Source organism: Pseudomonas sp. S5F11 (genome assembly GCF_019641515.1).
Lineage (GTDB): Bacteria > Pseudomonadota > Gammaproteobacteria > Pseudomonadales > Pseudomonadaceae > Aquipseudomonas > Aquipseudomonas rhodesiae.
Window position 1 is genome coordinate 873866 of the sequence record NZ_JAIFJZ010000001.1, and the last position, 12583, is coordinate 886448.

Annotated in this window: 11 protein-coding genes; 6 read left to right on the top strand and 5 right to left on the bottom strand. The window is 58.3% G+C overall.

Annotated features, from left to right (window positions below):
- Positions 1 to 170 precede the first annotated feature (170 nt).
- A complete protein-coding gene (locus tag K1567_RS03835) occupies positions 171 to 695 on the top strand; it encodes a hypothetical protein (RefSeq protein WP_034113560.1) in 525 nt (174 codons plus the stop codon).
- Between the two features lie 56 nt (positions 696 to 751).
- Here the strand turns inward: K1567_RS03835 and K1567_RS03840 are convergent, their stop codons facing one another.
- Positions 752 to 1135, bottom strand: a complete 384-nt coding sequence (locus K1567_RS03840) for a hypothetical protein (protein WP_152331816.1) — start codon at positions 1133 to 1135, stop codon at positions 752 to 754.
- Between the two features lie 338 nt (positions 1136 to 1473).
- Entirely contained in the window at positions 1474 to 1623 is a 150-nt protein-coding gene (locus K1567_RS03845; protein WP_156796367.1) for a hypothetical protein, read from the bottom strand.
- A gap of 8 nt (positions 1624 to 1631) precedes the next feature.
- Between K1567_RS03845 and K1567_RS03850 the strand changes: the two genes are divergently transcribed.
- A complete protein-coding gene (locus tag K1567_RS03850) occupies positions 1632 to 2840 on the top strand; it encodes an MFS transporter (RefSeq protein WP_259444985.1) in 1209 nt (402 codons plus the stop codon).
- A gap of 114 nt (positions 2841 to 2954) precedes the next feature.
- Here K1567_RS03850 and K1567_RS03855 read toward each other — a convergent pair whose 3' ends face one another.
- Positions 2955 to 3479, bottom strand: coding sequence for a hypothetical protein (locus tag K1567_RS03855; protein WP_034097596.1), 525 nt, complete (start codon positions 3477 to 3479; stop codon positions 2955 to 2957).
- A 26-nt stretch (positions 3480 to 3505) separates the two neighbouring features.
- The gene (locus tag K1567_RS03860) at positions 3506 to 4522 is read right to left on the bottom strand and encodes an AraC family transcriptional regulator (RefSeq protein ID WP_034097595.1); all 1017 of its coding nucleotides are present in this window, start codon (positions 4520 to 4522) and stop codon (positions 3506 to 3508) included.
- A gap of 168 nt (positions 4523 to 4690) precedes the next feature.
- Between K1567_RS03860 and efeU the strand changes: the two genes are divergently transcribed.
- Genes efeU through efeO (K1567_RS03880) form a run of 4 tightly spaced genes read left to right on the top strand, consistent with a single transcriptional unit; the run spans position 4691 to position 8914 of the window.
- Positions 4691 to 5536 carry an iron uptake transporter permease EfeU gene (efeU, locus tag K1567_RS03865; RefSeq protein ID WP_034138187.1) on the top strand — a complete coding sequence of 282 codons (846 nt, stop codon included), beginning with the start codon at positions 4691 to 4693 and terminating at the stop codon, positions 5534 to 5536.
- A gap of 10 nt (positions 5537 to 5546) precedes the next feature.
- Positions 5547 to 6749: an iron uptake system protein EfeO gene (gene efeO / locus K1567_RS03870; protein ID WP_220698156.1), complete on the top strand. Its 1203-nt coding sequence runs from the start codon at positions 5547 to 5549 to the stop codon at positions 6747 to 6749.
- Between the two features lie 13 nt (positions 6750 to 6762).
- Complete coding sequence (efeB, locus tag K1567_RS03875; protein WP_034099781.1) at positions 6763 to 8067, top strand: iron uptake transporter deferrochelatase/peroxidase subunit; 1305 nt, start codon at positions 6763 to 6765, stop codon at positions 8065 to 8067.
- Between the two features lie 28 nt (positions 8068 to 8095).
- Positions 8096 to 8914 (top strand): iron uptake system protein EfeO, encoded by an 819-nt coding sequence (gene efeO / locus K1567_RS03880; protein WP_034113554.1) that lies wholly within the window; start codon positions 8096 to 8098, stop codon positions 8912 to 8914.
- A gap of 10 nt (positions 8915 to 8924) precedes the next feature.
- On the opposite strand, the gene K1567_RS03885 is transcribed toward efeO (K1567_RS03880), so the two are convergent.
- Positions 8925 to 12557 carry a hypothetical protein gene (locus K1567_RS03885; RefSeq protein ID WP_220698157.1) on the bottom strand — a complete coding sequence of 1211 codons (3633 nt, stop codon included), beginning with the start codon at positions 12555 to 12557 and terminating at the stop codon, positions 8925 to 8927.
- Between the last annotated feature and the right edge of the window lie 26 nt (positions 12558 to 12583).

A 12583-nucleotide genomic window follows, 5' to 3' on the forward strand; every position in this document is an offset into this window, starting at 1 on the left:
GCCCCATGGTCCATTCGGTCATGGGGCTTTTTTTGCGCTGATAGTAATGAATAACACTTTCCTATTGGTAATCGCATCTGTCAGACACTTCCCAAATTTTCCAACAGCCTAAATATCGTTTATGCGAAGTCGATAACGGGACGTAACCTTTATCCAATAAGGAGACGGATATGGACATGAGAGTGACTATACCTAATGTACGTTCCATGCAGACGAATGCGATCGTAATCAAGAACCCGGACAAGGTGACGAACGCGTTCACTATCACTGATGAATCGAAAGCCGTTGATGAACTGAGAATGTGGCGTCAAGACGAGTTAGCGGACTTAAAGGACTTCTTGAAGAAATATGATATGACGTCTATCAGTACCGATGAGCTTAAGCAGGTGGGTAGTCGATTATTCAACAGTAAAATAATAGATGATCAGGCTTTTCGGATGTTTATATCGGGAGATGGTGCGTCTGATGCTAACGGCCGGCAAACGAACACGCACGTCAAGTTCAACGCAATTGCGCTGTTCGACGAAAAACTGGAGGACTATCTTGCTTTTGTGGATAGCAGGCCTGATGTTGCACGTTCACAAGGTATTCCCGAGTACATACGAGGCATGGTAGACGCCAATCGAGCAATTAATGCGCTCGCGTATTTTGCAAACTCATCAAAAAGTGATTTATCGGTGGAGGAACGAGTCTGACCATCAGCAAGGTAGCGGTGTGCCAGAGTTCCCTGGCACACTGCGTCCAAATCTAATCAGCGTCCATATCTGACAGTCCCCGAGTAGGCCTTGGATTGCTCGTCAGGATTATATACCCTCACTCGATAGGTACCTAAAGGGCCGAGCCAAGACGCACGAGGCGACAGTGGGTTGGCCGCTACCGTTCTCCAGGAAGAACCCACTTCTTGCTCAATAGAAATTTGCGGAACTCTCCCCACACCGCCAACTGAAATCATTGCTTCAATATTTGCACTGGAGCACCCGTTACTGCCCGTTATTGTGAACGGACCTTTAACGGTAATTTCCTCCTTTTGTTCCACAATCCCGCCAAAACTCTCAGAAACATTCAGGCACAGTGCAGACGCCTGAACCGACACCAGCATCAACGCCGCAAAAGGTAACGCAATGAAATTTTTCATAAGTTCACCGTCAGAGTATTGATTGGAGACTTAACGTATGAAGGCAATCACGCCACGCTTTCAATCCTCCGCAGCAAACCTTCGCAGTTAAGTGAGCGATCCTTTACAGATCCAGCGTCTGGCTTGCTTAACCCGACGCCCAAGTAGGATCACGGTTAAAACCATGCACGATTTTTTACTGCGCGTATGCCAGGCGCGTCCTAAAAACATTAAGGAAGGTTCTGTAATACTCAGGAGAAAGATGTTGTGAGTTAATTCCTAGTGCCTGACCATTACTACATTCCATGCACTATTTCATACAAAATCGTGACTCGCTTTCCTCAAGATTTTGATGCTGACTACTTACTAAACTGCTGCTGGAAAGAGATCGCATCGGTAAACTCCTGCCGCAGGAAGACCTCGTCAACGCTCATCATTCTATCCGGACAGCCAAAGCCGCCTGTTTTTTTAAAATTACGAAACATCAGCATTAAAATAAAAAAGAGCATGGAACGCCTTGAAAAACAACAACCCATATTACACGCTGTCAATATTTATGAATCTGGATGTCCAGAGAGGCTTATTTGTACTCTATCTTTTGCAACTCGGTATAACCCAAGGACAAATAGGCATTCTTCAGTCTTTTTTATTCTTTTCTTGTGTAGCCTTGGAAATACCATCCGGTCTACTTGCAGATCGCTACGGACGTAGACACTCTCTAATACTTGGTTTTTTGGGATTATTTATAAGCGGCATTGGATTTTTATTGTTCTCCGATTTTATTCCTTTCGCGTTTATCTTTTGCCTCTTCGGCGCCAGTATTGCTATGGGCTCCGGTGCGGACAGAGCGTTGTTATATGACAACCTACTGGCCGAAAATAGAACAGAGGAATACCCAAGGATAATATCCCGCGCCCGTGCTATCGGTGCAGTTTCATTAGGCTTATCCATGCTTCTTGGCGGCGCCTTGCAAGAGGCTATGTCGTGGAACAGCGTTTATATATTTTTTGCGATATCCAAACTTATTGGAGCCATCATGGTTTCATTCATGACCGAAAAAAATCCTCTTTCCACCTCCCTCAATCCCAGTGCAAAAAGTAGGGTGCCCAATAGGGAAGCAGAAGGCGTTTTCAATTCACTGGTATGCTTTTTCCGCTCAAAAAACGGCGCTTTCCTTATACCCTTGTTCATTGGGTTCGCTTTATTTGAGCTTTCAACCGTACCTTTATTTATCTACGGCCAACCTTTTTTCTCGCTGCAAGGCTTAGATGTCACTTTGATTGCTGGAATATATGCTGCAGTAGAAGCCATATCGGCTGTAGTGTTTATAGTTGCGGGTTATGTTTGCTCAAGATTTTCTCTCGGCATTGTTGCATTCACCACAACATTTATTATCACCCTACTTCTTTTAATCTTATCAATGGACATTGGCGTGAATGCCTCAGCAGCAAGTTTCCTCCTGATAATGTCGCTCCCCGCCATCTATGAGACGTCATATGAAACATATATTCACGACAATGTCGATTCCCGCATCCGAGCCTCATGCCTGTCCGCTGCAAATCTAGTCAACTCGGTTATTATCGGCGCCTCCTACACTGTCTTCGGAGGATTAGTTGATAGATACGGCTTTTCGTCGACTTTGGTTATTGTTGCAGTCTTCTGCCTTATTGGCTTATTGGGTGTTATCACGACGCTACTGTTAGGCGCACAAAAAAGCCGTCAATAAGGCTAGAAGCCTGAGCTTTATATTTCAGAAACTTACCAAACAATATTTAACAGCGATGTAGGCCAGCGGGGACATGTAGTTTTAAACGTTTCTCTACCCCCAGCCCCATCTTTGCTACTTGAATGCCCTGATCTGTTGATCTACGTGGGCACGCATCGGAATATTAACCTTCGACGCGGCCCTGTCGGCGATCTCCACGACTGTCCACCCATAGGGTTGCGACACGTAATAGGTCAACTCGCCATCACTGTTGAAGAGTTCATGACGTCCTTGGGTGTCGGGCGCCAGCCGTGCCTCGTGCATAAGCGGTATCAGCGCCTTGATTCGTTCGGGGTCGGTGATATCGAAATTGATGCTCAGTTGCTTGAGCCGGTCAGCCTCGTCGAAATAGGCCGCTACGGTATGGATCGGTACATCCTTTAAAAGATACGGACGGGACGGTTCGCGCGCGCGGTAGTAAGGCATAGGCACCGGATAGGAGAGGTTGTGTTCCAACTCCACCGAGGGGAAGTGGCGATGCAGGATGTCCATGACCTGCTGGCGCGGCATGCCCAGCGTGAAATCACCGATCCCCAACTGCGCCCAACTGTTCAACGGGAAAAGCGCGCAGCAAATCAACCATAACCATGACGTGCGCATTACCTATCTCCTTGTACGCCTGAAGTTCAGCCAATATCGTTAAGAATCAAACTCCGATAATGCCCCGGATTCGACCCAGACCACTTACGAAACGCCTTATAAAAAGAACTCACATCCGCAAAGCCCAGCCGCACGGCGATTTCGGCAAAGCTGATCTGCGGTTCGGCCAGCCAGACAATTGCCAATTCCTTGCGCACGCTGTCTTTGAGGCCCTGGTATGTCTGCCCCTCCTCGGCCAGGCGACGACGCAAGGTGGATGCGGAGATGCACAGACTGGCGGCCAGGCCTTCGGTTTCCGGCCAGGTGTCGGGGGGCAGTTGGCGCAGGTCGTGTTTGATACGGGTGGCCAGGCTCTCGGGGTCGCGGTATTTGACCAGGATGTTCGCGGGAGCGTGGGCGAGGAAGCGCTGAAGCTCCTGGGGGCTGCGCTTGATCGGCAGGTCCAGGCAGTCGGCGGAGAAGATCATGCGCGTGCGTGGCCGATCGAAGCGCAGGTTGTCGGAGAACATCACCCGGTAGTCGTCGCAGAAATCCGGCGGCGGGCAACGCAGTTCGATGGCCAAGATCGGAATGCGGCGCCCGGCCAGCCAACAGGCGACGCCGTGCACGATCATCCAGTAGGTGAAATAGGTGAACGCCCGACGTGGCTCGGTCTCGGGCTCCAGCAGGACAATTTCCGCCAGGCTTTGTTGGCGCACCAGTTGCGCGGGTAGATGCTCCAGCATCAACGAGAGAAACCCCAGGCCGGTTTCCAGGCCGGCAGCCAATGTGGGTTGCGCCATGCAGGCGCGGCACAAAAACGCCAGGCTGCCTGACTTGAGCTTGCGCGGGTCCATACCGAAGAACTCGTCGTCCGAGCGCCTGGCCAGCAGCCGCCACAGCCGTGCATAGGTGGTAGCCGACACCCGTGCATCGGGCTGCGCCAGCAGCGCTGGGTCGATGCCAACCTTGGTCAGCACCTGTGCGCTGGCCGCTCCGGGGGGGCAGCTTTGCAGCAGCGCTTCGCGCACAAGGTGCAGGGAGATGGTGTCTTTTTCGGACATGGGGCTTCAGGCGATCCGACAGCTGTTGAGGTGGCCTGCATCATAAGGGTCGCGAGGATTCGTCACCACCGTTCAGCGAGCGTTCAGCTAATGTCAATATTTGCTGTTTAGCAATGAGTATCATTATGTTACAACTTAGCTTCCTATCTAGTTACCCTGTGGTGCGCGATGCTTGTCCCTTTTCTCATCATGCTGCGCGAAGGCATCGAAGCAGCGTTGATCGTTGGCATCATCGCCAGTTACCTGCAGCAGACCGGTCGGGGTCAATGGATGCCGGCGGTGTGGATCGGGGTTTTCCTCGCTGCGGCCCTGGCACTGCTGGTGGGCGGTGGTCTGGAATTGATGAGCGCCGAGTTTCCGCAGAAACAACAGGAGCTGTTTGAAGGCATCGTCGGCCTGGTCGCCGTGGGCATTCTCAGCTCCATGGTGTTCTGGATGCGCAAGGTGGCGCGCTCCATCAAGCATTCTTTGCACGCCTCCCTCGATCAGGCGCTGACCGGCTCGAAACACCAGGTCACCGCGCTGATCCTCATGGTGTTTTTCGCCGTGGCCCGTGAAGGTTTGGAGACGGTGTTTTTCCTGCTGGCGGTGTTCCAGCAGAGCGAAGGCCCGGGCGCGCCGATCGGTGCACTGCTCGGGCTGGTGCTGGCGATCATTGTGGGTTTCCTGATTTACACCGGGAGCATGCGCTTGAACCTGGCAGCGTTTTTCCGCTGGACCGGGCTGTTTATCCTGGTGGTCGCCGCTGGCATCCTCGCCAACTCGGTGCAGGCCCTGCATGAAGCCGGGGTGTGGAATCACCTGCAAACCGTGCTGTTCGATTTCAGCACTGCCTTGCCGATGGACAGCCCGCTGGGCTCGGTGCTCGCCGGCATGTTCGGTTATCAGGAAGCACCGACCGTGAGCACCCTGGGTGCCTATCTGATCTACCTGGTGGTGGCGCTGGTGATGTTCTTCCTGCCCGCCGCCGCGGCCAAACCGGTCGCCGCGCCCTCTTCCGTTTCCAGCCAGTAAGGACCGTCTCTTGACCAACCCAACGCCTCAACCCGCCTCGCCACCCCGAGCCCTGCGCTGGGCGGTGGCCGGCTCGGTGGTCGTGATGATCGCCGCCGGCGGCCTGTTCTACTACGCTTCGCAACTGGCCGCCGCCAAGCGCCAGACCCACAGCAATGAAATTGCGGTGACCATCCATGCCCACGCCTGCGAACCCAATGCGCTGACCGTGCCCGCCGGGCCGGCGAGTTTTCGGATCATCAACCGTTCCGACCGGGCGGTGGAATGGGAAATCCTCGACGGCGTGCTGGTGGTCGAGGAGCGCGAGAACATCGCCCCCGGCTTGAGCCAGGTGATCAATGCCAACCTGCAACCCGGTGACTACGCGATTACCTGCGGCCTGCTGAGCAATCCACGCGGCACTCTGCATGTAACGCCAACCGCCGAATCCGAAGCCCAGGCCAAAGCCAAGCCGTCGATGGTGGCCTTTATCGGCCCGCTGTCGGAGTTCCGGGTGTACTTGAGTAGCCAGGGCAGCGCGCTGATCAAGGCCGTAACCGCACTGCAACAGGCCATCGACGCCGGCGACCTGACGCAGGCACAGGCGTTGTATGCCACCGCTCGCGTGGCCTATCAGGGTTTGGCCCCGGCCGCACAACGCCTGGCTGAACTCGACAACGCAATCAATGCGCGGGCCGATTATTTCGAAAAACGCGAACAAGACCCGGCCTTCAGCGGCTTCCACCGCATTGAGTACAGCCTGTTCCAGCAACGCAGCCTCGACGGCCTGGCGCCGGTAGCGCAGCGCCTGCTCAGTGACGTCACCACCCTCAAGCAGCAATTGCTGGCCCAGTCGCTGCCGCCCGAGCAATTGGTCGGCATCGTGGTGCGCAACCTCAACAGCCTGGCGGATGTACGTGCGCTCAGCGGTGAGGAGGAACGCTACAGCCATCTGGACCTGAATGGCTTCGCCGCCAACCTGGCCGCCGCTCACAAGGTGGTCGAGCTGATGCGTCCACTGCTGGAAAAATCCGCCGCCGACCTGCTGCCCAAGGTCGATAACGCCCTCGACGCATTCGACAGCCAGTTGGACAGTTTGAAAGTCGACGGCCAGTACCGCCGCTACGACAGCGTCACCGACGGTCAGCGCAAGCAGATCGCTCACAAGGCCAAGGCTCTGGCCGCCGTACTCGATGGAATCGACCCCGCCCTCGGCCTTTCCGGCCTGCAGTGAAGACAACCGCCCCATGAGTGATTCAGAACAGCTTAACCTTCAGCGTCGCCGTGTCCTGCTGGGCATGGCCGCCACTGGCGCGGCGATTGCCGGCAGCAGCTTGACCTGCCCGGCCATGGCCGCCGCTGCGGAACAAGTCACCACCGCGCCGCGCAGTGACAAGACCCAGGACCACCACGATTTTTACGGCCAGCATCAGACAGGCATCGTCACCCCGCGCCCGGCCTGCGGCATGCTGGTGGCCTTCGATGTATTGGCCAGCGATCGCCAGGACCTGGAGCGCCTGTTCCGCACCCTGAACGAGCGTATCCATTTCCTGATGACCGGTGGCCCGGTGGCCCAAGTCGACCCGAAATTGCCACCCACCGATTCAGGAATTCTGGGCCCGGTGGTGACGCCGGATAACCTGACCATCACTGTGTCGGTGGGTGAATCGCTGTTCGACGAACGCTTCGGCCTCGCCGCCGCCAAGCCCAAACGTCTGATCCGTATGGTGGGGTTTCCCAACGATGCGTTGGAGCCGGCGCAGTGCCATGGCGACCTCAGCCTGCAATTCAGCTCCAACACGCCGGACACCAATATCCACGCCCTGCGCGACATCGTGAAGAACTTGCCGGACTTGCTGCTGGTGCGCTGGAAACAGGAAGGCAGCGTGCCGCCCCAGGCCCCTGCCCGTCCCGGCGAGCCGGCGCAAAGCGCGCGTAACTTCCTGGGTTTCCGGGATGGTTCGGCCAACCCCGACTCCAATAACGACCAAGCCATGAACCAGATCGTGTGGGTGCAGCCCGGTAGCGATGAACCGGCCTGGGCCGCCCATGGCAGTTACCAGGCGGTGCGCATCATCCGCAACTTCGTCGAACGCTGGGACCGCACGCCCCTGCAGGAACAAGAAAGCATCATCGGCCGCATCAAAACCACCGGCGCCCCCATGGACGGCCACAAAGAAACCCAGGTGCCCGACTACAGCAAAGACCCGGAAGGCAAGCTGACCAAGCTCGATGCCCATATCCGCCTGGCCAACCCGCGCACCCCGCAGACCCAGGCCAACCTGATCCTGCGCCGGCCCTTCAACTATTCCAACGGCGTCAATAAGAACGGTCAGTTGGACATGGGGCTGCTGTTCATCTGCTATCAGGCCGACCTGGAAAAAGGCTTTATCAGCGTACAAACCCGACTCAACGGCGAACCCCTGGAGGAATACCTCAAGCCGGTCGGCGGCGGGTATTTCTTCACCTTGCCGGGGGTCAGCGGGCCCCAGGATTTCCTCGGCCGCACGCTGCTGGCCGCCACGCACCCACACACCTCTGCCAATACCTGAAACCCACCCCCACAGCGGAAACTGTCCCATGAAGAAGTCGACTCTCGCGTTGTCGTTGTTGCTGACCCTCTCGCCCCTGGCCGCCTTCGCCGCCACCGCACCGCTGGACCTGGTCGGGCCGGTGTCGGACTACAAGATTTATGTCACCGAAGAGATCGGTGAACTGGTGACCCAAACCCAGGCCTTTACCGACGCGATCAACAAAGGCGACCTGGCCACCGCCAAGAAGCTCTATGCGCCTACCCGCGTGCACTACGAGTCCATCGAGCCGATTGCCGAGTTGTTCAGCGACCTCGACGCCTCCATCGACTCCCGCGTCGACGACCACGAAAAAGGCGTAACCGCCGAAGACTTCACCGGCTTCCACCGCATCGAGTACGCGTTATTCTCGCAGAACTCGACTCAGGGCCTGGAGACGCTGACCGCCAAGCTCAACACCGACGTCAATGACCTCAAGACCCGCGTGGACGGCCTGACCTTCCCGCCGGAAAAAGTCGTCGGCGGTGCCGCCGCGCTGTTGGAGGAAGTCGCCGCCACCAAGATCTCCGGCGAAGAAGATCGCTACAGCCACACCGACCTGTATGACTTCCAGGGCAATATCGACGGCGCGAAAAAAATCGTCGACCTGTTCCGCGGCCAGATCGAGAAGCAGGACAAGGCCTTCCTGGCCAAAGTCGATAAAAACTTCGCCACCGTGGACAAGGTGCTGGCCAAGTACAAAACCAAAGACGGCGGCTTCGAGACCTACGACAAGGTCAAGGACAGCGACCGTAAAGCGCTGGTGGGTCCGGTCAACACCCTCGCTGAAGACCTGTCCATGCTGCGCGGCAAGCTGGGCCTGAACTGAGGATCAGCACTCACGGGGTGGCATCGGCGATAAACCCGCTCAGGGGCGTGCCAACCGGCCGCCCATTGAGCGGGTCCAAGGCGTACCAGTGACCACCGTAGCGCACGCTTTGAATCTCGGCCCCTCGGTAGACGCCTGTGCGGCTCCCCACGGGCGACTGACCGCCGGGCTCCTGCCGGTCGATCTGCCCGGCCGCGATGATCAGGTAACTGCGCAGTTTTTCTTCGGCCGTCAGCAAGTGCGGAGCGACTTTGCCCGAATTCATCGTTCCTTGCAGGATCAGCTTGGGCACGTTAAATAAGCCTTTGGTCGCCGCCCGGATCATCTGCGGGTAGCCATCCAGCGGATTCAGCGCGGCATTGGCGAACAGCCCCGAATGCTTGAGAAAATCAAATGCGCGATCACTGAAGGTGGCCGCCGGTTTGACCCTGGCTGTTGTCGACACCATGGGGCTTACCGTGGCCGTCAAACGCCTGGCAATCCCCTTCAAAGGCTTGAATGCCAGGGCTTTGGCTGAGCGAATCAACCCCCGCGCCGGGCCCGCTGCACCAATGGCCACCCCGACGGTGTCCACGGCCAGGTTGGCCAAGCCGCTGCCGATATTGCCTGCTTTGAATTCCTGATAGGCACCGACAAAGGGCACGAAACCCAGCAAAAAATTGTGCGCACGGGTGCGTGCTTCGCGACGGCGTTCCAACGGCACTTGTTCGGTCGCCCTTTGCAGCAAGGCCTCTGGAGACTCGTAGAAATTCCCCTGCGCGATCGCCTCCACGATGCGCGCGGTTTTGCGCGAACCGTAAGTATTCGGCACATAGTTCTGCGGGGTGTAGCTGGCTGGTAAAGCGCTGGCGGCGAACGGCGTGCCCAGTTGCTCGATGATCATGGCCGGCGAAGCGACGTCCGACCTCGGTGCCGTCCCTAAGGTATAGGCGTCGGCATCGAACGGGACCGGCGTGCCACGGTTGACTGGCAAGTACACATGACCGTGCGGGGCGGGAAAGCGCTCGTGCTTGATCAGCCCCCCCAGTATCAGATCCTGCGGCAAGTCGGTGCGTCGCACGACATTGCCGTTGGCAAACAGCTCGTAATACGTGACTTGGTTGTTGTGCTCCAGGCGCATCACCGTGCCTTGGCGACCGCGCTGTGCCAGCCTGCTGCTCGCCGTTTCGCGGGCTTGGGTGGTGCCGGTTTCCCCGCGTAAGGTGAACAGCTCGACAGTGCCGAGTTCCAGCGCTTGTCGATCCGCCAGCGGCAACTCGGCAAGCATCAACTTCAAGCGGGTGGCATAGGCGTTCTGCAACGCGTGCCGATGCCGGTCGACCGCCCTGTTGAGCAGCCCATCCAATGCGGGCAAGCGCCGAATACGTTGATCCAACTGAGCGCGCGCCTCAGGGGAAGCCTGCGGGGCCTGGCCCTGCTGATAAGGGGTGCTGCCGCTACGGTAAGTACCACGTAAATCGCTGCTCAGCGCCCACTTGCCCGGTGTCAGATCGCCGGTTATGTACGCCTCGATGATCGGACGCGTCCTGGGTTCGCCCGACGCCATGTTGCGACGCTCCGAAGCCTCGGCGATGTGTACGGTCATGGCCTCCAGACCCGCCGGGGTAGTGTCCGGAAAGACCCGCAGCAGCTCTTTAATGGCCAGCGTCCTGCGGGTAGGCAGCTCGGCGCTCGCGTCGGTGAAGGCAAGGCTGGCCTCTTCGCGCTGTTTGAAGAACGCTTCGGAGGCGGTCTGGATATCCGTACGAGAATATTCTCCATCGCTGCGCAAACGGACGACCCCATTGAGCACGCCCCAATCGGCCATGATTTTCAACGCCGACAATTGCATCAACTCGGCCTGGGCATCGCTGGTGGGGCCCAGCGTGGTGAGGTGGGTGACCTGCTCTTCATTCATCGCCCGGGACGTGCCGGGTGCATGTTGATCGGCCATCGCACAGCCCAGACGCAACTCCATCCAGGCCGGCGTACCGATGTGCACCGTGTCCGGCACATCCCTGACCAGAAATTCCGGTGCTGCCTGGGCCAAGCCCAGGTGTGCCGCCAGCACGGCCAACTTGGGGTCGACGCCCTTGTGCGCGATCAGATGCTGTTCGATGTCGCGGCGCACGGCACTGAATGTGCGCCCCATGTTCGCCGGCTGGTACACCGAATACCCGGCCACATGCCCAGGCTTGTCCGTAGCGTCGATACCGGCGTGCAACTTGATCGCCGCCGCCACCAACTGTTGGCACACCGTTTTGGGCAATTCGTAGCCTGCGCCGCTCGCGCCAAACCAATTCAGCGCTCTGGCCAATTGCGCGCCAAACGCCAACGCCTCGGGGCTTTCAAGCAGCGCGGTCAAATGGGCCTGGGGGTCGGTGTGCAGTGCCTGTGGAGTGCTGTGCGCCAGTGCACTGAAGCCTCTGGCGCTGCTGCCGCCCAAGCGGGCTTGCGCCAGATCGGTCAGGGTGAGGCGATCTTCGGGCGTCAGGGTGCCGGGGGCCCACTCGCGGCGCATCAGACCGTTGTAATCGCCCAGTGGCGGTGCCGGCGGCAAGTACGTACGCAACCACTGGATGACATTGCGGGTTTCGCCGGCGGTTGCCATCGAGCCCAGCCCCAGGTATTCGACCAGTTGGCGCACGTCATAGCGGGGAGTGGAATAAACCGCACCGCCCAAGGGCTCGCTGAGCCCGACCAGCGCCTGGCGCTCTGCCTCCAGGGCGGGGTGCTGTTCGACATAACGGGTGAGATCGACCCAGCCGCCCACTGGGCTCAGACGCTCCAGCCTGCCCTCGGTTATCCGAAACGGCTTGCCGGGCCAGTCAAAGCCTTCGCGTTCGAGCAGCGCCGTCATACTCGGTTGCGCCACCAGGCGCTGCAGACGCTCGCGCGCGGCCTGGCTGGCTTCGCCCAAGGTTAACGCCGGGCTCACTTCGCAGGGGTGTTCGGACCAATTCATGGGCGTGGCGTCGGGCCAATCTCCCAGGGCCGCCTCCAGTGTGTCCGCCAAGTAGCGACGCTGCTCGATCTGACCGATCACCCGCCAAGCGCTGTCCACATCGCCGACGTGAAAGCCATGGCGGGTCTTCGCTTGCTCGACCACCGCCAACGGCACCCACTCGTCGTCCTCACCCATAAAGGTCAGGCCTTTATCGCCGGGGTCCAGCAGGTGCAACAGCGGGCGCAGGCTGGCCGAGGCCTCTAACCACCCCGACGCGTCGGTGTAGGTAAACCTGACGGCACTGCGCACACCCTCGCGGGTGACGAAGCCTTCGATAAAGTCGTGATGCAGGGTCAGCGTGGCGGTTTCTAGCCCCTGGTCGTTGAGCCAGGTTTGCAACGGCGGTTGGTTCAGCAGGTGCCGGTACAACGCCAGCAAAGGGGTCAGCGTGCTGCCCTCAGGCACCTCGACCATGCCGTGGCCGCTTTGCGTGGCTGACGTGAGGCGTTGTTCCAGCAGCGTGTCGGCAGCCGCCACGCCGTTACTGCTGGGGACCGGTTTGCGGGTCCAGGGATAACTGAGTGCGGCGCTTGAATCAGTGGTTGAGCGTCGAGCCCGCGACAGCGTGGGGGAAGGCGTTGAAGCGGATGGACGATCCGCCATGGGAACAACGCTACTGGGCACCTCATAAAAAGTACCTGAGGCGATCTTCGACATATCCACGCTCGCTCTGAAAACAGTGA